Here is a 22,607-nt window from a genome sequence, read left to right as displayed (position 1 = left end):
AACTCGCTTCGTTGCGCGAACTGATCAGACCGGAACCTACGCCTCTCCTTTCAATAACTGAAGACTTCTGTTGGTGTTCTTTGTTGGATTGTGATCGGACGCATAGCGGGCACCTGGCTCCCCGGCGTTGACGGCGCTGTTGCCTTGTGATTTGTTGTGTTCGGTTATGTTGGATGGGTGTTTGGTGAGGAGCCCCGGACGTGAAGAAGACCTCGACCCGTCTCGCAGACGGTCGTGAGCTCATCTACTACGACTCGCGCGACGACGCCGTGCGCGACGCCATCGACCACAGGCCCCTGGACCCCATCTCCACCACGTCGGAGGTCCGCAGGGACCCGCTCCTTGGCGACGCGGTCGCCATCGCCTCGCACCGCCAGGGCCGCACCTACCACCCGCCGGCCGACGAGTGCCCGCTCTGCCCCTCCGAGGGAGATCGGCTGAGCGAGGTCCCCGACTCCTCGTACGACGTGGTCGTCTTCGAGAACCGCTTCCCCTCGCTTGCCGGGGACGCCGGACGGTGCGAGGTCGTCTGCTTCACCTCCGACCACGACTCGTCCTTCGCCGACCTCACCGAGGAGCAGGCCGGACTCGTCCTGGACGCCTGGACGGACAGGACCGCCGAGCTCTCGCACCTTCCCTCCGTGGAGCAGGTGTTCTGCTTCGAGAACCGCGGCGCCGAGATCGGCGTGACCCTGGGCCACCCGCACGGGCAGATCTACGCCTATCCCTTCGTCACCCCGCGTACGTCCCTGATGCTCAGGTCGCTCGCCGCGCACAAGGAGGCGACGGGCGGCCGCAACCTCTTCGACGACGTCGTGGCCGAGGAGTCGGCCGCCGAGCGGGTGGTCCTGGACGCCGAGCACTGGGTGGCGTTCGTGCCGTACGCGGCGCACTGGCCCTACGAGGTGCACCTCTACCCCAAGCGCCGGGTGCCGGACCTGCTCGGGCTCGACGAAGCGGCGCGCACAGAATTCCCCCAGGTCTATCTGGAACTGTTGAGGCGCTTCGACCGGCTCTTCGGCGAGGGTGAACAGCTGACGCCGTACATCGCGGCGTGGCATCAGGCGCCCTTCGGCTCCCTGGAGGGACATGACGGGGTCAACCGGGACGACTTCGCACTCCACCTCGAGCTTTTCACCATTCGCCGCACTTCGGGCAAGCTGAAGTTCCTCGCGGGTTCCGAATCCGGCATGAGCGTGTTCATCAACGACGTGCCGCCGGAAGCCGCGGCCCAGCGACTGCGAGAGGTAGCGAGTTCATGAGCGGTAAGTACCTGGTCACCGGCGGGGCGGGCTATGTGGGAAGCGTGGTGGCCCAGCATCTGATCGAGGCCGGGCACGAGGTGACCGTCCTCGACAACCTCTCGACCGGCTTCCGCGAGGGCGTCCCGGCCGACGCCACGTTCATCGAGGGCGACATCCGCGATGCCGCCAAGTGGCTGGACTCCTCCTACGACGCCGTGTTGCACTTCGCCGCCTTCTCGCAGGTCGGCGAGTCCGTCCAGAAGCCCGAGAAGTACTGGGACAACAACGTCGGTGGCACGATGGCGCTGCTCGCGGCGATGCGCGACGCCGAGGTCAAGAAGCTCGTCTTCTCCTCGACGGCGGCGACGTACGGCGAGCCGGTCAGCACCCCCATCACCGAGACCGACCCGACCGCCCCGACGTCTCCCTACGGTGCGTCGAAGCTCGCCGTCGACCACATGATCACCGGGGAGGCCGCCGCCCACGGCCTGGGCGCGGTGTCGCTGCGCTACTTCAACGTGGCGGGGGCGTACGGCGCCTACGGCGAGCGGCACGACCCCGAGTCGCACCTCATCCCGCTGGTCCTCCAGGTCGCGCAGGGTCGCCGCGAGGCGATCAACGTCTTCGGCGACGACTACCCGACCCCGGACGGCACCTGCGTCCGCGACTACATCCACGTCGCGGACCTGGCACAGGCGCACCTCCTCGCGGTCGAGGCGGCCACCTCCGGCGAGCACCTGATCTGCAACCTCGGCAACGGCAACGGCTTCTCCGTACGCGAGGTCATCGAAACCGTCCGCAAGGTCACCGGACACCCGATCCCCGAGGTCATGGCCCTGCGCCGCGGCGGCGACCCGGCGGTCCTCGTCGCGTCCGCGGCCACCGCGCGGGAGCGGCTCGGTTGGAATCCGTCCCGCGCGGACCTCGCGGGGATCGTCGCCGACGCGTGGGCGTTCGCCCAGCGTTGACCGGGTCAACACGGCCAACAGGGTCAACACGGCCAGTAGGGCCAACAGGGGTTAAGGGGTAACTGATGGACGTAGCGGGGCAGTTCGCGGAGCTGTACGGGTACGAGGCGGACGGGGTCTGGTCGGCCCCGGGCCGCGTCAACCTCATCGGCGAGTACACGGACTTCAACGAAGGCTTCGTGATGCCGCTGGCGCTGCCGCACACCGCGGTGGCGGCGGTGGCGCGCCGCACCGACGGCGTCCTGCGCCTCCACTCGGCGGACATCGACGCCCCGGTCGCCGAACTGCGCGTCGACGACCTGACACCCCTGACGCTGACCGCCCGGGGGGCCGGGCAGGGCGGCTGGGCCGCCTACCCGGCGGGCGTGGTGTGGGCGCTGCGGGACGCGGGCCACGCGGTCTCCGGTGGCGCCGACATCCACCTCGCGTCGACCGTGCCGACCGGGGCCGGCCTTTCCTCGTCGGCCGCCCTGGAGGTCGTCACGGCGTTCGCCCTGAACGACCTGTACGAACTCGGCCTGAATGGACCACAGTTGGCGGTCATCGCCCAGCGCGCCGAGAACGCCTTCGTCGGCGTGCCGTGCGGGGTGATGGACCAGATGGCATCCGCGTGCGCCACCGAAGGCCACGCCCTGCACCTGGACTGCCGGGACCTGACGACCCGGCAGGTCCCCTTCGACCTCGCCGCGCACGGCCTGCGGCTGCTCGTCGTCGACACCCGGGTCAAGCACGAGCTGGGCGACGGGGCGTACGCCGAGCGGCGCGCCGGATGCGAGGAGGGCGCGCGGATCCTTGGCGTCTCCCACCTGAGGGACGTCGAGTACGCCCAACTCCCCGCCGCCCTCGAAAAACTGACGGACGACAAGATCCGCCGCTACGTACGCCACATCGTCTCGGACGACCACCGGGTGGAGCAGGTCATCGGCCTGCTCGACGCGGGGGAGGTGCGCGCGATCGGCCCCGTCCTGACCGAGGGGCACGCCTCGCTGCGCGACGATCTGCGGATCTCCTGCGAGGAGCTTGACCTGGTGGTGTCCGCCGCGAACGCGGCCGGGGCGATCGGCTCCCGTATGACGGGCGGCGGCTTCGGCGGCTCGGCGATCGTCCTCGTGGAGGAGGCGGACGCGGAGCCGGTGACGAAGACGATCCTGGAGGCGTTCGCATCGGCGGGCTTCACCGCGCCGCGGGTGTTCCCGGCGGTCCCTTCGGCGGGGGCGCGCCGGGAGCGGTGACTCTCCCCGGTCCCGACTACCCCAGCCGGAGCCGCAGTCGCTTCGTGAGCGTGAACTCCTTCGCGCCCTGCGGGTAGTCGGGGATCACCGACACCACCTCGTACCCCTGCCCCCGGTAGAACCCGGGGGCCTGGAAGTCCCACGTCTCCACACGGGAGTTGAGGCAGTCCCGCTCCTCCCGCGCGATGCGTTCGGCCTCGGCGAGCAGCTGCGCGCCCAGGCCCGCGCCCTGGTGGTTCTCGCTGACCCAGAGGTGGTTCACATGGAGCCAGCGCCCCCAGGTGTGCCCGGCGAGGCCGCCGACGAGGCCCTCCGTGCGCGCCATCAGCCAGACGGCCAGCGGTATTTCACGATCCTGCGGGGTGCCGCGCAGTGCGCGGATCACGGGTGATGCGGCGTTGTTCGAGTCCTGGAGCCGGGCAAGGAGCAGAGCGAACCGCTCTTTGTCGACTCCTGTCTCCATACGAAACATACGGCTCACCATAAACGCGCTGGCCAGTCAGTTCTGTAAATTACCTTCCGCTCCTGCCGTGCGGCCCTACTCTGAGTGGCAGTGCCGGTGGGGGCCGGCACTGATCAGGGGGCGAGACAGTCGGGTACGACGCCCGGCGTGGGGGTAGCAGTCACAGCTCGGCGGCGGCCGGGCGGCTGCGGCGACCCCCGTGCCAGGTGTCGTACCCGCACCGTACGTCCTCCGACGTTGTTTCGACGGGGGTATCCCCTGCTCTCCGCGGAGAGCTTGGGGAAGGGGGTTTCAGTGGTTCGTATCCGAGTCCTGGTCGTCGACGACCATCGCATCTTCGCCGAGTCGCTCGCAGCGGCACTGGCGGCGGAGCCCGACGTCGACGTGTCAGCGGCGGGCAGCGGCCCGGCCGCGCTGCGCTGCCTCGAGCGGGGAATCGCCGAGGGGCGCAGATATGACGTGCTGCTCGTCGACGCCGACCTCGGCGCGTCCGCGAGCGCCATGCAGGGCGTGCGCCCCGCGCCCTCGGTGCAGGAGGGCAACGCCGACGCTCTGGTCGACGGCATCTCCCTGGTGGCCGGGGTCCGTTCGGGCCAGCCGATGGTGCGCACGGTCGTGCTCGCCGAGAAGGACGACCCGCGCCGGGCCGCCCTCGCGCTGCAGGCCGGCGCCTCGGGATGGGTCGCCAAGGACTGCTCGCTGTCCCGGCTCCTGACGGTCATACGGGGCGTGCTGCGGGAAGAGACGCACCTGCCGCCCGCGCTGCTCACCGGCGTCCTGCGCGAGTTGACGGCCGCGCGCAAGCACCGCACGGAATCCGAGCGCCTGGTGGAGTCCCTGACCCCGCGTGAGCGCGAGGTGCTGCGGTGCATGGTGGCGGGCCTGGGCCGCAAGGCGGTGGCCGAACGCCTCTTCCTCTCCCCGCACACGGTGCGTACGCACATGCAGAACGTCCTGGGGAAACTGGGCGTCCACTCCACGCTCGCGGCCGTCGCGCTGGCGCGCAGGGCAGGGGTGGGTCCTGTCGACCTAGCCGGGGATGTTGTCGAACGGGGCGGTCAACTGGCGTAGCAGCCCGGCCAGTTCACCCCGCTGTCCGCGCGAGAGCTCGGCGAGGATCGCCCGCTCCTGCTTGAGGAGCCCGGCGAGGGCCTGGTCGGCGCGGTCCTGCCCTTCCTCGGTCAGCCGCACAAGGACGCCCCGCCGGTCGCTCGGATCCGGAAGCCGCTCGACGAGGCCCTTCTTCGCGAGCCGGTCGATGCGGTTGGTCATCGTGCCGGAGGTCACCAGGGTCTGGGTGAGGAGCTGTCCGGGGGAGAGCTGATAGGGCGAGCCCGCGCGACGCAGCGACGTCAGTACGTCGAACTCCCACGGCTCCAGATTGTGCTCGGAGAACGCGAGCCGACGGGCCCTGTCGAGATGCCGCGCGAGCCTGCTGACGCGGCTGAGCACCTCGAGTGGTTCCACGTCGAGGTCGGGGCGCTCGCGGCGCCATGCTGCGACCAGACGGTCGACCTCGTCCTCCATGACGATCAGTGTAGGGGGTCTGTCGACATGAAGTCTCTTGACGTCAAGATACTTCGGGGTTGAGGATGGCGATACGACGTCCGTGGCGCCGGTACGAAGGCGATGTGACGCCGGTACGAAGCTGAGCCGAAGTCTCTACGACGCCGAGCCGAAGTCGCTAAGACGCCGAGCCGACGTCGCTGCGACGCCGAGGTCCCAGGCCCTTGCCCAGAGGAGGCCCACCCATGTCCGCCGCCCCCAGCAGCAGCTCCACCCCCACCCCCACTCCCACCCCCATCTGGGACCCGGGCCAGTACCTGCGTCACTCCGGGCACCGTGCCCGACCCTTCGTGGACCTGCTGGCCCGGGTCCCCGAGCTCCCGGCCGCCGACGGCCGTGCGCCGCGCATCGCGGACCTGGGCTGCGGCCCAGGCAACGTCACCCGCCTCCTGGCCGAACGCTGGCCCACGGCGCACATCACGGGCTTCGACAACTCCCCTCAGATGCTGGAGCAGGCGGAGGGCCTGGCGGGCCCCACTTCCGGGGGCGGCCGCCTGGACTTCGCCGAGGGGGACGCGTCGGGCTGGGCGCCGCCCGAGGGGACGTACGACCTGATCCTGTCCAACGCGACGCTCCAATGGGTGCCGGGCCACCCGGAGTCCTTCCCCGCCTGGATCGCGGCGCTGACCCCCGGCGGCACGTTCGCCTTCCAGGTCCCCGGCAACTTCGACGCCCCGAGCCACGTCCTGATGCGCGAGCTGAGCGAGTCCGAGCGGTGGCGGTCCCGGCTCGGCGGCCGGCTCCGCCACGCGGACGCGGTGCTCACGCCGACGGCCTATCTGGAGCGGCTTGTCCCGCTGGGGTGTGAGGTGGACGCGTGGGAGACGACGTATCTGCACCTGCTGGAGGGGGAGGACCCGGTCCTGGACTGGGTGAAGGGGACGGGCCTGCGGCCGGTCCTGACGGCCCTGGCGGACGACGCGGAGGCGAGGGAGCAATTCCTCTCCGAGTACCGGGAGCTGCTGAGAAAGGCGTACCCGGCGGGGGCGAACGGCACGGTCTTCCCCTTCCGCAGGGTCTTCGGGGTGGCCCGGCGGAAGGGACGAGCCGTCCCATGCTGACCGGCATCGACCACATCCAGCTGGCCGCCCCTGCGGGGAGCGAGCCGGAGCTTCGGGCCTTCTACTGCGGGGTGCTCGGCATGACCGAGATCCCCAAGCCGGGAGCGCTTGCCGGGCGGGGCGGGTGCTGGTTCCTGGCGGGGGCCGGGACCGGGGCCGTGCGGCTGCACCTCGGGATCGAGGCGGACTTCCGCCCGGCCCGCAAGGCGCACCCGGGGCTGCGGGTGCGGGACATCTCCGCCTACGCGGAGAGGCTGTCCTCCCGGGGCGTGCCCATCACCTGGGACCACGCCCTGCCGGGGCACCGGCGCTTCTACGCGGAGGACCCGGTGGGCAACCGCCTGGAGTTCCTGGAGCGGGATCGGCAGTAGCCGCAGCGACCGGGGCGCACCTCTGTGTGCCCCCACACAGAACCGCCGCTCCGCGACGGATCCCTCCCACCCACCCACCCGATCACCCCGCGGCGTCAGCTTCCCGAAGGCTCGGGGCCCGTTCCCCGTGCACCGAGTGCTTCCCACCCACCCACCCGATCACCCCGCGGCGTCAGCTTCCCGAAGGCTCGGGGCCCGTTCCCCGTGCACCGAGTGCTTCCCACCCACCCACCCGATCACCCTGTGGCGTCAGCTTCCCGACTGCTGGGTGGCCCGTTGCCCCGTGCACCGAGTGTTTCCCACCCGCCCACCCGATCACCCGGCGGTGGCAGCTTCCCGACTGCTCGGTGGTGCGTTGCCCCGTGCGTCGGGTGCTTCCCGCCCGCCCGCCCGATCGCCCTGTGGTGGCAGCTTCCCGACTGCTCGGTGGTGCGTTGCCCCGTGCGTCGGGTGCTTCCCGCCCGCCCACCCGATCACCCCGCAGCATCGGACGCTTCCCACCCACCCGTTCCCCGCTGCGGGGTAATCGGGTGGGTGGGCGGGAGACATCCGCCGCGAAGCGGCGGGCTTGGAGGGGGCGGGCGCCGCAGGGCGCGGTCTTGGAGGGCGCGGGTGCCGCAGGGCGTAGGTGCCGCAGGGGGCACGCCGGAGCGGCGCGGGGTGGGGCGGCTCCGGGGTGGTCTCGCCCCGGAGGCCCGGACCCCCGCGTACAGGTGTCCGCCCTGGGGCGTCAGCTCTTTCGGTGGCCTATCAGCCGCGGCTTCGGCTCGAGTCCGTCAAGGCCGTGCCACGCCAGGTTCACCAGGTGCGCCGCCACCTCCGCCTTCTTCGGCTTGCGGACGTCCAGCCACCACTGGCCGGTCAGCGCCACCATGCCCACGAGCGCCTGCGCGTACAGCGGCGCCAGCTTCTGGTCGAAGCCCCGCGTCTTGAACTCCTGGCCCAGAATGTCCTCCACCTGCGTCGCGATGTCCGAGATGAGCGAGGCGAAGGTGCCCGTCGACTGCGCCACCGGCGAATCGCGGACCAGGATGCGGAAGCCGTCCGTGTACGTCTCGATGTAGTCGAGGAGGGCGAACGCCGCCTGTTCGAGGAGCTCGCGCGGATGGCCCGCCGTCAGCGCTCCCGTCACACCGTCAAGCAGCGCCCGCATCTCGCGGTCCACCACCACCGCGTACAGCCCCTCCTTGCCGCCGAAATGCTCGTACACGACAGGCTTGGAGACGCCGGCCTTCGCCGCGATCTCCTCCACGGACGTGCCCTCGAAGCCCTTGGCCGCGAAGAGCGTGCGGCCGATGTCCAGCAACTGCTCCCGGCGCTCGGCACCCGTCATCCGGGTCCGGCGCGTACGCCGGGGCTGCTTCTCTTTGCTGGAGGGGCTGGAATTGCTGGAGTCGGTCGCCACGTCGTCAATCATGCCGGGCCGACGGTCTTCGGCTTCCGGCGGGAGTCGATACGGGACCGGGACGGCCAGCGCACGTCCGTCGCCCAGCCGAGCTGCTCGCACCAGCGGATGATCCGCGCCGACGAGTCGACCTGGCCCTTCAGCACACCGTGCCGCGCCGACGTCGGATCGGCGTGGTGGAGGTTGTGCCAGGACTCACCGCAGGACAGGACCGCAAGCCACCACACATTGCCCGAACGGTCGCGCGACTTGAAGGGGCGCTTGCCCACCGCGTGACAGATCGAATTGATCGACCACGTGACGTGGTGCAGCAGGGCCACCCGGACCAGCGAACCCCAGAAGAACGCCGTGAAAGCACCCCACCACGACATCGTCACCAGGCCGCCCACCAGCGGCGGAATGCCCAGCGACACGATCGTCCAGAGCAGGAACTGACGCGAGATCCGGCGGATCGCCGGATCCTTGATCAGGTCCGGCGCGTACTTCTCCTGCGACGTCTGCTCCTCATCGAACATCCAGCCGATGTGCGCCCACCACAGGCCCTTCATCAGGGCCGGGACCGTCTCGCCGAAGCGCCACGGAGAGTGCGGGTCGCCCTCCGCGTCGGAGAACTTGTGGTGCTTGCGGTGATCCGCCACCCAGCGCACCAGCGGGCCCTCCACCGCCATCGACCCCGCCACGGCGAGCGCGATCCGCAGCGGACGCTTCGCCTTGAAGGAACCATGCGTGAAATAGCGGTGGAAACCGATCGTGATGCCGTGGCACCCCAGGTAGTACATGAACACCAGCAGGCCGAGGTCCAGCCAGCTCACCCCCCAGCCCCAGGCCAGCGGCACCGCCGCGACCAGGGCGAGGAACGGGACGGTGATGAACAACAGCAGCGTGATCTGCTCCAGCGACCGCTTCTGCTCACCGCCCAGCGTCGCGGACGGGACGGCAGGCGGTGAAGCGTCGTCGGTCGTCGGCCGCGAAGCGTCGTCGATCACATCGGTGTCGGAATACGCATCGGAAGATGGGGTCATGGGCACGTCCCCTGTGGGGTCGAGGGTTGAGGGTCACGGCGCGAGTGCGGCGGGCGCACGATCACGGGTCCCGCGTTATCTACGGTCCCGTAACCTACGGCGTCGTAAGTATGGCAGCGCGGAACCCCGCGGCAAGAGGCTGCGAGTCCGTGCCGCGATGTGACACCTATCCTTGGAACGGTCGGACAGCGCGGTCCGCTCTCTCTAAGTCCCCCGGAACGCGGATTCCTATCCGGCCGGGGACCCCCCTCCCAGAACTGACGTGCTTCAACACTGCAAGGAGCCGCACCTGTGAGCAGTGCCGACGACCAGACCACCACAGCCAGCACCGAGCTGCGCGCCGACATCCGACGCCTCGGCGACCTGCTGGGCGAGACCCTCGTACGTCAGGAGGGCTCAGAGCTCCTCGAACTGGTCGAGAAGGTCCGCCGCCTGACCCGCGAGGACGGCGAGGCCGCCGCCCGCCTGCTCGGCGGCACCGAACTGGAGACCGCGGCCAAGCTCGTCCGCGCCTTCTCCACGTACTTCCACCTGGCGAACGTGACCGAGCAGGTCCACCGCGGGCGCGAGCTGCGCGCCCGGCGTGCCGCCGAGGGCGGGCTCCTCGCCCGTACGGCGGACCGGCTCAAGGACGCCGACCCCGAGCACCTGCGCCAGACCGTGGAGCACCTGAACGTGCGCCCCGTCTTCACCGCGCACCCCACCGAGGCCGCCCGCCGCTCCGTCCTCAACAAGCTGCGCCGCGTCGCCGAGCTCCTGGAGACCCCGGTCATCGAGGCCGACCGGCGCCGCCACGACACCCGCCTCGCCGAGAACATCGACCTGGTGTGGCAGACCGACGAGCTGCGCGTCGTCCGCCCGGAACCCGCCGACGAGGCCCGCAACGCCATCTACTACCTGGACGAGCTGCACGCCGGCGCCGTCGGGGACGTACTGGAAGACCTCACCGCCGAGCTCGAGCGCGTCGGCGTCCAGCTGCCCGAAGGCACCAGGCCGCTCACCTTCGGCACCTGGATCGGCGGCGACCGCGACGGCAACCCGAACGTGACACCCGCCGTCACCTGGGACGTCCTGATCCTCCAGCACGAGCACGGCATCAACGACGCCCTCGCCCTCATCGACGAGCTGCGCGGCTTCCTCTCCAACTCCATCCGCTACACCGGAGCCACCGAGGAACTGAAGGCCTCCCTCCAGCTCGACCTGGAGCGGCTGCCCGAGATCAGCCCCCGCTACAAGCGGCTGAACTCCGAGGAGCCCTACCGCCTCAAGGCCACCTGCATCCGGCAGAAGCTGGAGAACACCAAGGAGCGCCTGGCCCGCGGCACCGCCCACGAGGACGGGCGCGACTACCTCGGCACCGGCGAGCTCATCCACGACCTCACCCTCATCCAGACGTCGCTGCGCGAGCACAAGGGCGCCCTGTTCGCCGACGGCCGGATGAACCGCACGATCCGTACGCTCGCCGCGTTCGGCCTGCAGCTCGCCACCATGGACGTACGTGAGCACGCCGACGCCCACCACCACGCGCTCGGCCAGCTCTTCGACCGACTGGGCGAGGAGTCCTGGCGGTACGTGGACATGCCCCGCGAGTACCGGCAGAAGCTGCTCGCCAAGGAACTGCGTTCGCGCAGGCCGCTCGGCCCGTCCCCGGCACCGGTGGACGCCGCGGGCGAGAAGACCCTCGGGGTCTTCCTCACCGTGAAGAAGGCCCTGGAAGTCTTCGGGCCCGAGGTCATCGAGTCGTACATCATCTCGATGTGCCAGGGCGCGGACGACGTCTTCGCGGCGGCCGTCCTGGCCCGCGAGGCCGGGCTCATCGACCTGCACGCCGGCTGGGCGAAGATCGGCATCGTGCCGCTCCTGGAGACGACGGACGAGCTGCGCGCCGCCGACGTCATCCTCGACGAGATGCTCGCCGACCCGTCCTACCGCAGGCTGGTCGCGCTCCGTGGTGACGTCCAGGAAGTCATGCTCGGCTACTCGGACTCCTCCAAGTTCGGCGGCATCACCACCTCGCAGTGGGAGATCCACCGGGCGCAGAGGCGTCTGCGTGACGTCGCCCACCGCTACGGCGTGCGGCTGCGGCTCTTCCACGGCCGTGGCGGCACGGTCGGGCGTGGCGGCGGCCCCTCCCACGACGCGATCCTGGCCCAGCCCTGGGGCACCCTCGAGGGCGAGATCAAGGTGACCGAGCAGGGCGAGGTCATCTCCGACAAGTACCTCGTGCCGTCGCTGGCCAGGGAGAACCTCGAACTGACGGTGGCGGCGACGCTGCAGGCCTCCGCCCTGCACACGGCTCCCCGCCAGTCCGACGAGGCGCTCGCCCGCTGGGACGCGGCGATGGACGTCGCATCGGACGCCGCGCACTCCGCCTACCGGCGGCTCGTCGAGGACCCGGACCTGCCGACGTACTTCCTCGCGTCGACGCCGGTCGACCAGCTCGCCGACCTGCACCTCGGCTCCCGGCCCTCCCGCCGCCCCGGCTCGGGCGTCTCGCTCGACGGCCTGCGCGCCATCCCGTGGGTCTTCGGCTGGACGCAGTCGCGGCAGATCGTGCCGGGCTGGTTCGGCGTCGGCTCGGGCCTGAAGGCGCTGCGTGAGGCCGGTCTTGACACCGTGCTCGGCGAGATGCAGGAGCACTGGCACTTCTTCCAGAACTTCATCTCGAACGTGGAGATGACCCTGGCCAAGACGGACCTGCGGATCGCCCGCCACTACGTGGACACGCTCGTCCCCGACGAGCTGAAGCACGTCTTCGACGTGATCGAGGCGGAGCACGCGCTGACGGTGCAGGAAGTCCTTCGCGTCACCGGCGGCGAGCAACTGCTCGACTCCCACCCGGAGCTCCAGCAGACGTTCGGCATCCGTGACGCCTACCTGGACCCGATCTCCTACCTCCAGGTCGCGCTCCTGAAGCGCCAGCGCGACGCGGCCTCGCGGGGCGACGAGCCGGACCCGCTGCTGGGCCGCGCCCTGCTTCTCACCGTCAACGGTGTGGCGGCGGGCCTGCGGAACACCGGCTGATTTTTCCGGGCGGGGGCGCCTTGCCTCGCATTGCTTTGCATTGCCTTGCTTGGCGGGCGTCCCTCCCTGGGCGGGGTAGGCGCCGGGCTTGTCGTCCCGCCGCTTCGCGGCGGATCTTTTCCCGCCCACCCACCCGATCACCCGGCGTCGGGTTGTGCCGTAGGGGCGCTTCCGCGTCCTCCGCCTGCCCTGTGATGCCGGGTGATCGGGCGGGTGGGCGGGTCTGGTGGCGACGACGCAGGAATCGCCTGCGCTGCCCCTCACCGACGGCGCAGTGACCCGCCCAAACCACCCCTCACAGCGTGCAGCGGCGGCCCGGTCGCGACGGTGCAGTGCCCACCCCCCCCGCGATGCGGGGTAATCGGGTGGGTGGGTGGGGGAGATCCGCCGCGAAGCGGTGGGCTTTGGTGGGGGCGGGGTCAGAGCGTGAGGGTTGCGAAGGATGCCGTCAGGAGGGCCGCGCCCGCCAAGGCCAGGCCCCACGCCGTGCGGTGGAGACGCAGCCCCCCGGCCACCACCACCGAGGCAAGCAGCAGCGCACCGCCCAGCGGCAGCCACGCGTGGAGGAACCCGGGGCCACCCGTACGGACGACCTCGGAGGTGCCGGGCTTCACGGCCACCGGAACCCGCACCCCCTTCTTCTCCGCGATCGAGCGGTCGATCACGACCCGGCCGCGCGGCTTGGACCCGGAGGACGAGGGGACGTACGTACCGACGCAGTCGTCGGAGGAACAGCCCGTCACCCGCATCGTGCCCCGCTCACGCTCATCGGTGAGCATCACATGCTGCGCCGTGCCCCAGGACGCCCAGACGCCCGCGACAAGCAGCAGCGCCGCGAGCCCGCCCATCGCCGACCGACGTACGAGAAGCAGCGCATTCATGGCGGCGATCCTTGGCCATAGGGATGCGCTCAGTCAACAGAAGTCAGTCAACAGCTCGCAGGTAACCGCTCAGGGACTCAGGAGTTGTACGAGCTCTGCGCCCGCTCCAAACCCTCGATCACCAGCGCCTCCGCCGCATCCGACGCCCGGTCCACGAAGTAACCCAACTCCTTGCGCTCCGCCGACGAAAAGTCCTTCAGGACGAAGTCCGCGACCTGCATACGCCCCGGCGGGCGACCGATCCCGAACCGCACCCGGTGGTAGTCCGGACCCATCGCCTTCGTCATCGACTTCAGACCGTTGTGGCCGTTGTCGCCACCGCCCAGCTTCAGCCGCAGCGTGCCGTAGTCGATGTCCAGCTCGTCGTGGATCGCGACGATGTTCGCCGTCGGCACCTTGTAGAAGTCGCGCAGCGCCGTCACCGGACCACCCGACACATTCATGTACGACATCGGCTTCGCCACGACCACCCGGCGGCTCCCCGGGCCCGCCGGACCGATCCGGCCCTCCAACACCTGCGCCTGCGCACGCCCGCTCCGCTTGAACGAGCCGCCCATCCGCTCCGCGAGGAGATCGGCCACCATGAAGCCCACGTTGTGCCGGTTCATGGCGTACCCAGGGCCCGGATTGCCCAGACCCACGATCAGCCAGGGCGCGCTGGGGTCCGTCGTCATCTGCATGTCTCCTTCATAGCCCAACCGCCGCCCCGCGCAGGAGCGCGGAGCGGCGGTTGGCAGGTCGAGCCCGATGAAGCTCAGTCGAACGCGATCGAGGCTCAGGCCTCGGCGGCGGCGTCGGCCTCGCCCTCGGTGGCCTCAGCGGCCTCCTCGGCCTGCGCGGCCAGAACCTGGAGGACGACGGTGTCTTCCTCGACGTTCAGGGTGGTGCCGGAGGGCAGCGGGATGTCCTTGGCGAGGATGGTCGCACCGGCCTCGAGACCGGCGATGGAGACGGTCACCGACTCCGGGATGTGCGTGGCCTCGGCCTCGACGGGCAGCGCGTTCAGCACGTGCTCGAGCAGGTTGCCGCCCGGGGCGAGCTCACCCTCGGTGTGGACGTAGATGTCGACGTTGACCTTCTCGCCCTGACGGACGAGCAGCAGGTCGACGTGCTCGAGGAAGCCCTTGATGGCGTCACGCTGGACGGCCTTCGGGATCGCCAGGTGCTTCTTGCCGTCGATGTCCAGGGCAAGGAGGACGTTGGACGTACGGAGCGCGAGGTGCAGCTCGTGGCCCGGAAGCGTGACGTGGATGGGGTCGCCGCCGTGACCGTAGACAACGGCCGGAACCTTGCTCTCGCGGCGGATGCGGCGCGCGGCGCCCTTGCCGAACTCGGTGCGGGTCTCGGCGGCGAGCTTGACCTCGGACATGTGCACTCCTCGTAAGTCAGATCAGGTATGTCGGATGGGGGCAGTTACCCGGCCATACGACTTACTGGCCTGCTACGAAGAGCGCGTCGATAACGGACCGCCGTACTGCAATGAGTACGGCCTCCCTCGCCGAGCAACTCAGTGAGTCTACCCGGCGGGGAGGCCGCCCCAAAAATCGATCTTCAGCAAGCCCCGAAGGGCTACGCCTGCTCGTCGAAGAGGCTCGTCACCGAACCGTCCTCGAAGACCTCACGCACCGCGTTCGCGATCGTCGGCGCGATCGAAAGCACCGTGATCTTGTCGAGCTCCAGGTCACCCGGGTCGGGCAGCGTGTCCGTGAACACGAACTCGCTCACCTTGGAGTTCTTCAGACGATCCGCGGCCGGACCGGACAGCACACCGTGCGTCGCCGTCACGATGACGTCCTCCGCACCGTGCGCGAACAGCGCGTCGGCGGCGGCGCAGATCGTGCCACCGGTGTCGATCATGTCGTCGACCAGGACACAGACACGGCCCCGCACGTCACCGACGACCTCGTGCACGGTGACCTGGTTGGCGACGTCCTTGTCACGGCGCTTGTGCACGATCGCCAGCGGAGCGCCCAGACGGTCGCACCAGCGGTCCGCGACACGCACACGGCCGGCGTCGGGGGAGACCACCGTCAGCTTCGAACGGTCGACCTTCGCGCCCACATAGTCCGCGAGGACCGGCAGCGCGAAGAGATGATCGACCGGGCCGTCGAAGAAGCCCTGGATCTGGTCCGTGTGCAGGTCGACCGTGAGGATACGGTCCGCGCCCGCCGTCTTCATCAGGTCCGCCACCAGACGGGCCGAGATCGGCTCACGGCCACGGTGCTTCTTGTCCTGGCGCGCGTAGCCGTAGAACGGCACGATCACGGTGATGGAGCGAGCCGACGCGCGCTTCAGCGCGTCGATCATGATCAACTGCTCCATGATCCACTTGTTGATCGGAGCCGTGTGGCTCTGGATCAAGAAGCAGTCCGCGCCACGAGCCGACTCCTGATACCGCACATAGATCTCGCCATTGGCGAAATCGAAAGCCTTCGTCGGCACGATGCCGACACCCAGCCTGTGTGCGACCTCCTCGGCCAACTCGGGGTGGGCGCGGCCGGAGAAGAGCATCAACTTCTTCTCGCCGGTCGTCTTGATCCCGGTCACAGCACTTGTCTCCTCAGACGAGTTCTTCCCGCTGCCGCCCCGCGCGTCCCGTTGCGCTGAGTCGGCCGAAATGGTGTGCATCTATCACGGTACGCCGAGTCCGACGCACCTGTTTCCGGTCAGCTTCCGCTTGCCGAATTCCTGGACTCCCCCGACGCCGCCTCCGCCGCCCTCGCAGCCGCGCTGCCCGGACGCTTACGCGCCACCCAACCCTCGATATTCCGCTGCTGGCCACGGGCCACAGCCAACGAACCCGCCGGAACATCCTTCGTGATGACCGAACCCGCCGCCGTATAAGCCCCGTCCCCCACCGTGACAGGAGCCACAAACATGTTGTCCGAACCCGTCTTGCAGTGCGACCCCACCGTCGTGTGGTGCTTCGCCTCACCGTCGTAATTCACAAAGACACTCGCAGCACCGATGTTGGTGAAATCACCGATCGTCGCGTCACCCACGTAGGAAAGATGCGGAACCTTCGTCCCCTCACCGATCGTCGCGTTCTTCATCTCCACATACGTACCCGCCTTGGCCCTCACACCGAGCCGGGTACCCGGCCGCAGATACGCGTACGGACCCACACTCGCCTGCTCCCCCACCTCGGAGTCGTACGCGACCGTGTTGTCCACCCGCGCCCCCGCACCCACCCTGACGTTCCGCAGACGGGAGTTGGGCCCCACCTCGGCACCCTCACCAAGATGCGTCGTCCCCTGCAACTGCGTACCCGGATGCACGAGCGCGTCCTGCTCGTACGTCACCGTCGCGTCCACCCACGTCGACGCGGGGTCCACGACCGTGACACCGGCCAGCATCGCCTCGGTGAGCAGGCGGTCGTTCAAGGTGCGCCGAGCAGCGGCCAGTTGCACGCGGTTGTTGATCCCCGCGATCTCCTCATGATCACCCGTGACAGCGGCACCCACACGATGCCCCGCCTCCCGCAGGATCCCCAGAACATCCGTCAGGTACTCCTCACCCTGACTGTTGTCCGTACGCACCTTGCCCAGCGCCTTCGCCAGCAGCTGCCCGTCGAACGCGAACACCCCGGAGTTGATCTCACGGATCAGGCGCTGCGTCTCGGTGGCGTCCTTGTGCTCGACGATGCCCGTCACCGCACCGCTCTCACCGTCCCGCACGATCCGGCCGTAACCGGTCGCATCCGGAACCTCGGCGGTCAGCACCGTCACGGCGTTGCCGTCGCCCGTGTGCGTCGCGGCCAGCTTCTGCAACGTCGCACCCGTAAGCAGCGGGGTGTCACCACAGACGACGATGACCGTCCCGTCCACGGAACCGCCGAGCTCGTCCAGGGCGATACGGACGGCGTGACCCGTGCCCTTCTGCTCGCTCTGGTACGCCGTGCGGACGTCCGGGGCGATCGTCCCCAGGTGCGCGACGACCTGCTCGCGGGCGAACCCGACGACGGTGACGAGCCGCTCCGGGCTCAGCGCGTACGCGGCTTCGAGCACGTGCCCGATGAGGGAACGCCCGCAGATCTCATGCAGGACCTTGGGGGTGGCCGACTTCATACGGGTGCCCTCACCCGCTGCGAGGACGACGACGGCTGCCGGGCTGTTGGCGCTCACGGGGGTGCCCTTCGGCTTCGGGATGTGCGGGGAGTGGACATCCGCAGGATACCGGGGCGTTGTGGGGCGGAAATGAGGGCGGGTCCTGACCTAGCAGTCAGGACCCGAACAGAAGAAGCTCCCCCGCCAGGACTTGAACCCGGACAGATGGCACCAAAAGCCACAGTGCTGCCAATTACACCACGGGGGATTAAAGCGACCCAAACCGGACATTTGATTAGGTCGCCGTTTCGGCACCCAACACTATGCCGTACCAAGCCCCTTCCATGCGACGGTAGAGATCATCGCTTTGCCTTACGTAGATCATGAGGCACCCGTGGTACCCGTCTCCCGTGTTCTTGCGCACGGTGCGAGGTCCTTCGCGACCCTCGTCCGGAATACGGGCGTCCGGCCGGGAACGGGGGCGGTTCAACAGTTCGAGGGATTTCTGGCCGTTTCGTTTCGCGTCGAACAGCGCGTGCGTTCGATCACTGAGCCGGAAACTCGCCGGAAAAGGAGGGCTTGTCGCCCGTAGGCTGGACGGCATGACCACGACGGGGGAGAACCGCAGCGCGGCCGTGACCGGGCCGTGGTGGTGGGAGCGGCGGCGTAGTGCCGTGTTGGATGTGGGGCTCGCGTTGGCCTCGGCGGCGGAGTGTGGGGCAGAGGGGATCACGTTCTCGGGGGACACGGGGGTTCCCACGGGGGTGGGGGTGGCGTTCGGGGTTCTTGCGGGGGCCTCGCTGGTGTTGCGGCGGCGTTGGCCGATTGCCGTGGTGCTCATTTCCATCGCGATCACGCCTGCGCAGATGGGGATCTTCCTGACCGTGGTCGGGCTTTATACGTTGGCCGCTTCTGAACTGCCTCGGCGGATTATTGGGTCGCTCGCGGGGATGTCGTTGCTGGGGACGCTCATCGTGACGTTGGTGCGGACTCGGCAGGACATGGAGAGCGGGGAGCTGGGGTTCGCGGAGGGGTTCATACCGTTCATCGCGATCACCACCTCTATTGGGCTGACGGCGCCGCCGATCTTGCTCGGGTTGTATGTGGGGGCTCGGCGGCGGTTGATGGAGAGTCTTCGGGAGCGTGCGGACAGCCTGGAGCGTGAGTTGCAGCTGCTTGCGGAGCGGGCCGAGGAGCGGGCGGAGTGGGCGCGTAATGAGGAGCGGACCCGGATCGCGCGGGAGATGCATGATGTCGTCGCGCATCGGGTGAGTTTGATGGTGGTGCATGCTGCCGCGTTGCAGGCTGTGGCGAGGAAGGATCCGGAGAAGGCTGTCAAGAATGCCGCCCTCGTCGGTGACATGGGGCGGCAGGCGTTGACGGAGTTGCGCGAGATGCTCGGGGTGCTGCGGGCCGGGGAGAGTGTGCCCGCTGCGGGTGGTCGGCATGGGTCGGTGTCGGATGCCGTGCCGTTGGCCGCTGTGGGGTTCGCGGCGGCGGCTGCTGCTTCGCGTGCGGTGGATGAGGACGGGCCGTGTCTGGAGGAGCTCGAGGAGTTGGTGGGGCAGTCCCGTGCGGCGGGGATGGCGGTGGATCTGTCCGTGGAGGGTGAGTCGCGTGCGTATGCGGCGGATGTCGAGCAGACCGCGTACCGCGTGGTTCAGGAGGCGTTGACGAACGTGCACAAGCACGCGGCGGGCGCCAAGACGTATGTCCGGCTCGCGCATCGTGGTGCGGAGATCGCGATGCAGGTGGAGAACGAGCCGCCGCCGGAGGCGGGTCCGGGGGATGCGCGGCTGCCCAGTGGGGGCAATGGTCTGGTGGGCATGAAGGAGCGGGTCACCGCGTTGGGCGGTGTTTTTGTGTCGGGGCCGACGGATGCGGGTGGTTTCCGGGTGTCGGCTGTGCTGCCCGCGGTCGCTTAGGCCCGTCCGGGCGCCGGCGTCGGGTGTGTCTCAGCCTGCTTTGAGGCGTTCTGGCTGGGTGCCGGATGCCAGGGTGGCGAGGGCTTCGTCGATGTGGGAGCCGAGGTACCAGTCGCCGCTGTGGTCGAGGCTGTAGACGCGGCCTTCGGCGTCGATGGCCAGGAGGGCCTGGGTCTCTGTCTCCTCTCCTATGGGGCAGACCTCGGTGTCGAGGGCGCGGCCGAGGTCGCCGAGGGTGCGGGCGAGGTGGAGGCCGTAGAGGGGGTCCAGGTGTACGGCGGCGGGCGCTATGTGGCGGCCGGGGCCCTGGGGGGTGATGTGGAGTCCGCCGAATTCGGCCCAGGCTTCGACGGCGGCGGGGAAGACGGCGTGCTGGTGTCCTGCCGGTGAGGTGTGGCGGCGCAGGACGTCGGCCCAGATCTCGGCCTGCTTTATGTCCCAGCGTCCGGGGGTCCAGCCTGCGGCGCGCAGGGCGGCGTCGACGGGGACGGGGAAGCGGGGTGATGCGGCTGTGGGGGTGGTGGGGTGGTCGGTGTGCTGTTCCGTGTGCATGGGCGGCCCTCGTTGTGGTTCGCGGTTCTCGGTTCGGCGGTGGTGGGGGTCAGGATTCCGGGGTCGTGGGTTCCACGATCCGTACGCCGAAGTGCGAGGTGAGGGCGGTGCAGGAGCGGCAGGGGCGGGCGAAGCCGCCGTGCAGGGGGTCGCCGTCCTCGCGGATGCGGCGGGTGGTGAGTTTGGCGTGCTTGAGGGCCTTGCGGGCCTCGCCGTTGGTCATCGGTTTTCGTGCCGCGCGTTTGGAGCGGCTGTTGTCGGCCGCCGTGAGGTGGCGTGAGATGAGGATGGCTTCGGCGCACCGTCCGGTGAAGCGTTCGCGCTGGCCGCTTGTGAGGGTGTCGAGGAAGTCCTGTACGAGTGGGTGCAGAGCGGGAGGTTCTTCGCCGCGTCCCGCGGTGCTCGTGAGGGTCGCGCCGCGGACGGAGAGTGCGGCGGCGACGGTGGGGAGTATGCCGTCGCGGCGCTGGCGCAGTGTGGGCGCGTGCGCGGACGTGTTGCTCCAGCCGACGCGTGGATCTCCCGTGCCGGCGGGGTTGTCGGCGGTTGCCGTGTGCGCCGTCGTGGCCGCCGTGTGACCGGCCGTGCCGGTCTGTGCCGTGTGCATGGTGGTGCTTCCCTCCCCGCAACTCGCGGCTGTGACCGCGTGTGCCACGCCCCCGCGTTGCGGGGACAGCCTGCCAAATGGGGCGGGTGGTGCGGAAGCTGGGGCGCCGCGACACGCCCGGCTTTCGTCGCACGGTGACGGTGCGGTGGCTGCTGGTCATGGAACCGGAGGCCCGGTGACCGGTGTCGTCCTTACGCATAGGCTGTCGACATCCGCAGACTGCGGAACGCAGGACGAAGTACGCACAATCCACGCACAGCGATCCGCAGAACCATTCACAGTGCCGCAGGGGGCAACCGCCATGACGACAGGTCGGCTGGGGCAGCAAGCCGCGCCGCCGAACGCGGCCTACGCCGGGCAGGTCGTGCATTTCCCGGATCCGGTCCGGGCCACGCGCCATCCCAGGGGTGTGCGCGTGGACGAGCACGGCTATCCGGATTTCTCGGCCTACGCGCGCGCGGCCGCCGAGATCGCCGAGCCTCCGGAGGGCTTCGGTGTCGATGAGCTGCGCCTGACGGACTATGTCTCCGCGAACGCGGCGATGGCCGCGGCGGATCATGACCTGTGGGACACGATTCCGCCGGTGGCGACCCCGCACGGCTGGACCTGGCATCACGTGCCGGGCGGCAGGCGCCTTGAGCTGGTCCCGGTGGAGGTGAAGGCGCTCCTGCGGCATCACGGCGGGCTCGCCACGACGCCCGTGGACCAGGACAAGAGGGGTACGCGCCCGCTCCAGGAGACCCGCCCCGCGCATCTCGCGCTGCCGAAGTCGGTGGTCGCGGTGACCGAGCAGGAGATTCTCGGTGCCGAGGAGGAGCTGGGGTATCGGCTGCCCGGTGCCTACCGTTCGTTCCTGAAGGCGGCGGGCGGTTGTGCGCCGGTCGGTACGGCGCTCGATGCGGAGCTGGGTCTTCTGATCGACCAGCCGTTCTTCACGGTGCGGGACGAGGCCGCGGTCAATGACCTGGTGTACGTGAACAAATGCCTGCGGGACCATCTCACCAAGGACTATCTGGGAGTCGGGTTCGTGCAGGGCGGCATTCTCGCCGTGAAGGTCAAGGGTGACCGGATCGGTTCGGTGTGGTTCTGCGCGTACGACGACGCACGGGACGTCTCGGAAACGGCTGCCTGGCCGCCTGCTGAGCGGGTGCAGCGGCTGCTGCTGCCGTGTGGTGACGACTTCGACGCGTTCTTGTCCCGGCTGGCGGGGAATCCGCCGGAGTTGGAGACCGTGGCGAACCTGATGGTGGACGGCGGCTTCGCGCGTGCCGTCCCGGTGGGGGAGTGACTTGTCGATGGTGACCTTCGCGCAGGCGCAGGAGCGCGCCGAGGAGTGGATCAACGGCGATGTGCCCGGGTACCAGCATCGTGAGGTGCGGGTGCGGGAGTTCGAGCTGGGTTTCGTCGTGTGGGCGGAGGACCGTGAGAACGGTCCGGTGTCCGACGGCGGCCGTCAGCGGCTCGTCATCGCGCGCGACAGTGGTGATGCCTCGCTCTGGCCGGGTCTGCCGGTCGGTGAGGTGATCCGCCGGTACGAGGAGGAGTACGGCGTCCCGGATGTGGCGCCGCAGGATGCGGCTCCGGCTCCGCCGGAGCGGGTCGACCTGAATCAGACGTCGTTCTTGTTGAGCCCTCCGGAGTGGCTCCAGGAGGCGGCGGACAAGCTGGGTATCCCGGATCGCAGGGCGGAGTCCGCGAGCGGTGCCGCTTCTGGCGCGGCTGCTGCGTCGTCTGTGTCGCCTGTGTCGTCTGCCTCTCCTGTCTCGCCTGTGTCGGACGCGTCCAACGGGGGTGCGGGGTATGGCAGTTCGACGCCTGCCGCGCCCGAGGCGCCTGGTAGCGGTACGCCGTGGCCCGCGGCCGGGGCGTCGAGCGCGCCCGCCGGGGCCAACTCGTGGGCCGGTACGGACACCAACGCGGAGTCCGGTGACGATCGTTCGGTGGCGGCGCCCGCGACGGTGTTCGCGCCGCCGCTGGTCGGCGGTGACGATGACGACACCCCGCCGCCCGGTGTGGCGCCGGAGGCCAAGACCGCGCTGATGCACGGCGGCAGCGGGCTTCCGTCGACGACGGTGGCGCCCGCGCTCGACGGCTCGAACATGCCCCCGCCTCCGGGCGTGGGCGCTCCTGGCGCAGGTGCTCCCGACGCGTCCGCCTACGGCTATCCGCAGGGGCCCGGTGCGCAGACCCCGCCCCCGGGCGCGGCCGCTCCGGGGCCGAACCTGCCTCCGCCGCCCGCC

The 22,607-nt window shown here is 69.6% G+C and carries 20 protein-coding genes, 1 tRNA gene and 1 pseudogene; 10 read left to right on the top strand and 12 right to left on the bottom strand.

Annotation, left to right across the window (positions count from 1 at the left end; translation table 11 throughout):
• The first annotated feature begins 200 nt into the window (after positions 1 to 200).
• From galT to galK, 3 genes are all read left to right on the top strand, one after another.
• Positions 201 to 1,262 (top strand): galactose-1-phosphate uridylyltransferase, encoded by a 1,062-nt coding sequence (galT, locus tag ABD378_RS19200; RefSeq protein ID WP_344522147.1) that lies wholly within the window; start codon positions 201 to 203, stop codon positions 1,260 to 1,262.
• A complete protein-coding gene (gene galE, locus ABD378_RS19195) occupies positions 1,259 to 2,212 on the top strand; it encodes a UDP-glucose 4-epimerase GalE (RefSeq protein WP_344522146.1) in 954 nt (317 codons plus the stop codon). Before galT ends, galE begins: the two co-directional genes overlap by 4 nt.
• A 65-nt stretch (positions 2,213 to 2,277) precedes the next feature.
• On the top strand, positions 2,278 to 3,444 hold the full coding sequence (gene galK / locus ABD378_RS19190; protein ID WP_344522145.1) for a galactokinase: 1,167 nt from the start codon (positions 2,278 to 2,280) through the stop codon (positions 3,442 to 3,444).
• 16 nt (positions 3,445 to 3,460) lie between these two features.
• On the opposite strand, the gene ABD378_RS19185 is transcribed toward galK, so the two are convergent.
• Positions 3,461 to 3,928, bottom strand: a complete 468-nt coding sequence (locus ABD378_RS19185; RefSeq protein WP_344522144.1) for a GNAT family N-acetyltransferase — start codon at positions 3,926 to 3,928, stop codon at positions 3,461 to 3,463.
• Positions 3,929 to 4,201: 273 nt separating this feature from the next.
• Here ABD378_RS19185 and ABD378_RS19180 point away from each other — a divergent pair, with 273 nt between their 5' ends.
• Positions 4,202 to 4,978 carry a LuxR C-terminal-related transcriptional regulator gene (locus tag ABD378_RS19180; RefSeq protein WP_344522143.1) on the top strand — a complete coding sequence of 259 codons (777 nt, stop codon included), beginning with the start codon at positions 4,202 to 4,204 and terminating at the stop codon, positions 4,976 to 4,978.
• On the opposite strand, the gene ABD378_RS19175 is transcribed toward ABD378_RS19180, so the two are convergent.
• Positions 4,937 to 5,434, bottom strand: coding sequence for a MarR family winged helix-turn-helix transcriptional regulator (locus ABD378_RS19175; RefSeq protein WP_344522142.1), 498 nt, complete (start codon positions 5,432 to 5,434; stop codon positions 4,937 to 4,939). The genes ABD378_RS19180 and ABD378_RS19175 overlap by 42 nt on opposite strands.
• 224 nt (positions 5,435 to 5,658) lie before the next feature.
• Here ABD378_RS19175 and ABD378_RS19170 point away from each other — a divergent pair, with 224 nt between their 5' ends.
• Together ABD378_RS19170 and ABD378_RS19165 are read left to right on the top strand one after the other, a co-directional pair.
• On the top strand, positions 5,659 to 6,534 hold the full coding sequence (locus ABD378_RS19170; RefSeq protein WP_344522141.1) for a trans-aconitate 2-methyltransferase: 876 nt from the start codon (positions 5,659 to 5,661) through the stop codon (positions 6,532 to 6,534).
• Positions 6,528 to 6,905: a VOC family protein gene (locus ABD378_RS19165; protein WP_344522140.1), complete on the top strand. Its 378-nt coding sequence runs from the start codon at positions 6,528 to 6,530 to the stop codon at positions 6,903 to 6,905. Before ABD378_RS19170 ends, ABD378_RS19165 begins: the two co-directional genes overlap by 7 nt.
• 730 nt (positions 6,906 to 7,635) lie before the next feature.
• Here ABD378_RS19165 and ABD378_RS19160 read toward each other — a convergent pair.
• A complete protein-coding gene (locus ABD378_RS19160) occupies positions 7,636 to 8,322 on the bottom strand; it encodes a TetR/AcrR family transcriptional regulator (protein ID WP_344522139.1) in 687 nt (228 codons plus the stop codon).
• The gene (locus tag ABD378_RS19155) at positions 8,319 to 9,332 is read right to left on the bottom strand and encodes an acyl-CoA desaturase (protein ID WP_344522138.1); all 1,014 of its coding nucleotides are present in this window, start codon (positions 9,330 to 9,332) and stop codon (positions 8,319 to 8,321) included. Before ABD378_RS19155 ends, ABD378_RS19160 begins: the two co-directional genes overlap by 4 nt.
• A gap of 291 nt (positions 9,333 to 9,623) precedes the next feature.
• Between ABD378_RS19155 and ppc the strand changes: the two genes are divergently transcribed.
• Positions 9,624 to 12,356, top strand: coding sequence for a phosphoenolpyruvate carboxylase (ppc, locus tag ABD378_RS19150; protein WP_344522137.1), 2,733 nt, complete (start codon positions 9,624 to 9,626; stop codon positions 12,354 to 12,356).
• A 419-nt stretch (positions 12,357 to 12,775) separates the two neighbouring features.
• Here the strand turns inward: ppc and ABD378_RS19145 are convergent, their stop codons facing one another.
• From ABD378_RS19145 to ABD378_RS19120, 6 genes are all read right to left on the bottom strand, one after another.
• Positions 12,776 to 13,237 carry a hypothetical protein gene (locus ABD378_RS19145; RefSeq protein WP_344522136.1) on the bottom strand — a complete coding sequence of 154 codons (462 nt, stop codon included), beginning with the start codon at positions 13,235 to 13,237 and terminating at the stop codon, positions 12,776 to 12,778.
• A 77-nt stretch (positions 13,238 to 13,314) separates the two neighbouring features.
• Positions 13,315 to 13,917 (bottom strand): aminoacyl-tRNA hydrolase, encoded by a 603-nt coding sequence (pth, locus tag ABD378_RS19140; protein WP_344522135.1) that lies wholly within the window; start codon positions 13,915 to 13,917, stop codon positions 13,315 to 13,317.
• A gap of 95 nt (positions 13,918 to 14,012) precedes the next feature.
• A complete protein-coding gene (locus ABD378_RS19135) occupies positions 14,013 to 14,606 on the bottom strand; it encodes a 50S ribosomal protein L25/general stress protein Ctc (RefSeq protein WP_344522134.1) in 594 nt (197 codons plus the stop codon).
• A gap of 200 nt (positions 14,607 to 14,806) precedes the next feature.
• Positions 14,807 to 15,784, bottom strand: coding sequence for a ribose-phosphate diphosphokinase (locus ABD378_RS19130; protein ID WP_344522133.1), 978 nt, complete (start codon positions 15,782 to 15,784; stop codon positions 14,807 to 14,809).
• 119 nt (positions 15,785 to 15,903) lie between these two features.
• Positions 15,904 to 17,361 carry a bifunctional UDP-N-acetylglucosamine diphosphorylase/glucosamine-1-phosphate N-acetyltransferase GlmU gene (gene glmU / locus ABD378_RS19125; protein ID WP_344522132.1) on the bottom strand — a complete coding sequence of 486 codons (1,458 nt, stop codon included), beginning with the start codon at positions 17,359 to 17,361 and terminating at the stop codon, positions 15,904 to 15,906.
• A gap of 118 nt (positions 17,362 to 17,479) precedes the next feature.
• Positions 17,480 to 17,551 (bottom strand) — tRNA-Gln (locus ABD378_RS19120).
• A 334-nt stretch (positions 17,552 to 17,885) separates the two neighbouring features.
• Between ABD378_RS19120 and ABD378_RS19115 the strand changes: the two genes are divergently transcribed.
• Positions 17,886 to 19,208 carry a sensor histidine kinase gene (locus ABD378_RS19115; RefSeq protein ID WP_344522131.1) on the top strand — a complete coding sequence of 441 codons (1,323 nt, stop codon included), beginning with the start codon at positions 17,886 to 17,888 and terminating at the stop codon, positions 19,206 to 19,208.
• 30 nt (positions 19,209 to 19,238) lie between these two features.
• Here ABD378_RS19115 and ABD378_RS19110 read toward each other — a convergent pair whose 3' ends face one another.
• Positions 19,239 to 19,760: an SUKH-3 domain-containing protein gene (locus ABD378_RS19110; protein ID WP_344522130.1), complete on the bottom strand. Its 522-nt coding sequence runs from the start codon at positions 19,758 to 19,760 to the stop codon at positions 19,239 to 19,241.
• A 49-nt stretch (positions 19,761 to 19,809) separates the two neighbouring features.
• Positions 19,810 to 20,367, bottom strand: coding sequence for a YwqJ-related putative deaminase (locus tag ABD378_RS19105; RefSeq protein WP_344522129.1), 558 nt, complete (start codon positions 20,365 to 20,367; stop codon positions 19,810 to 19,812).
• Positions 20,368 to 20,668: 301 nt separating this feature from the next.
• Here ABD378_RS19105 and ABD378_RS19100 point away from each other — a divergent pair, with 301 nt between their 5' ends.
• Together ABD378_RS19100 and ABD378_RS19095 are read left to right on the top strand one after the other, a co-directional pair.
• Entirely contained in the window at positions 20,669 to 21,655 is a 987-nt protein-coding gene (locus ABD378_RS19100) for an SMI1/KNR4 family protein (RefSeq protein ID WP_344522128.1), read from the top strand.
• A gap of 7 nt (positions 21,656 to 21,662) precedes the next feature.
• A pseudogene (locus tag ABD378_RS19095) lies at positions 21,663 to 22,607 on the top strand (SUKH-4 family immunity protein); the annotation flags it as partial.

Origin of the sequence: Streptomyces rectiviolaceus (assembly GCF_039533825.1) — a bacterium.
Lineage (GTDB): Bacteria > Actinomycetota > Actinomycetes > Streptomycetales > Streptomycetaceae > Streptomyces > Streptomyces rectiviolaceus.
Note: the sequence above shows the minus strand (reverse complement) of the source record. Positions and strands in the feature narration are given on the sequence as shown.

Bases quoted from the DNA above. Each gene is read 5' to 3' on its own strand.
- galE (WP_344522146.1), top strand. From the start codon at position 1,259: ATGAGCGGTAAGTACCTGGTCACCGGCGGGGCGGGCTATGTGGGAAGC.
- galK (WP_344522145.1), top strand. From the start codon at position 2,278: ATGGACGTAGCGGGGCAGTTCGCGGAGCTGTACGGGTACGAGGCGGAC.
- ABD378_RS19185 (WP_344522144.1), bottom strand. From the start codon at position 3,928: ATGGTGAGCCGTATGTTTCGTATGGAGACAGGAGTCGACAAAGAGCGG.
- ABD378_RS19175 (WP_344522142.1), bottom strand. From the start codon at position 5,434: ATGGAGGACGAGGTCGACCGTCTGGTCGCAGCATGGCGCCGCGAGCGC.
- ABD378_RS19170 (WP_344522141.1), top strand. From the start codon at position 5,659: ATGTCCGCCGCCCCCAGCAGCAGCTCCACCCCCACCCCCACTCCCACC.
- ABD378_RS19165 (WP_344522140.1), top strand. From the start codon at position 6,528: ATGCTGACCGGCATCGACCACATCCAGCTGGCCGCCCCTGCGGGGAGC.
- ABD378_RS19160 (WP_344522139.1), bottom strand. From the start codon at position 8,322: ATGATTGACGACGTGGCGACCGACTCCAGCAATTCCAGCCCCTCCAGC.
- ABD378_RS19155 (WP_344522138.1), bottom strand. From the start codon at position 9,332: ATGACCCCATCTTCCGATGCGTATTCCGACACCGATGTGATCGACGAC.
- ABD378_RS19145 (WP_344522136.1), bottom strand. From the start codon at position 13,237: ATGAATGCGCTGCTTCTCGTACGTCGGTCGGCGATGGGCGGGCTCGCG.
- pth (WP_344522135.1), bottom strand. From the start codon at position 13,917: ATGCAGATGACGACGGACCCCAGCGCGCCCTGGCTGATCGTGGGTCTG.
- ABD378_RS19135 (WP_344522134.1), bottom strand. From the start codon at position 14,606: ATGTCCGAGGTCAAGCTCGCCGCCGAGACCCGCACCGAGTTCGGCAAG.
- ABD378_RS19115 (WP_344522131.1), top strand. From the start codon at position 17,886: ATGACCACGACGGGGGAGAACCGCAGCGCGGCCGTGACCGGGCCGTGG.
- ABD378_RS19110 (WP_344522130.1), bottom strand. From the start codon at position 19,760: ATGCACACGGAACAGCACACCGACCACCCCACCACCCCCACAGCCGCA.
- ABD378_RS19105 (WP_344522129.1), bottom strand. From the start codon at position 20,367: ATGCACACGGCACAGACCGGCACGGCCGGTCACACGGCGGCCACGACG.
- ABD378_RS19100 (WP_344522128.1), top strand. From the start codon at position 20,669: ATGACGACAGGTCGGCTGGGGCAGCAAGCCGCGCCGCCGAACGCGGCC.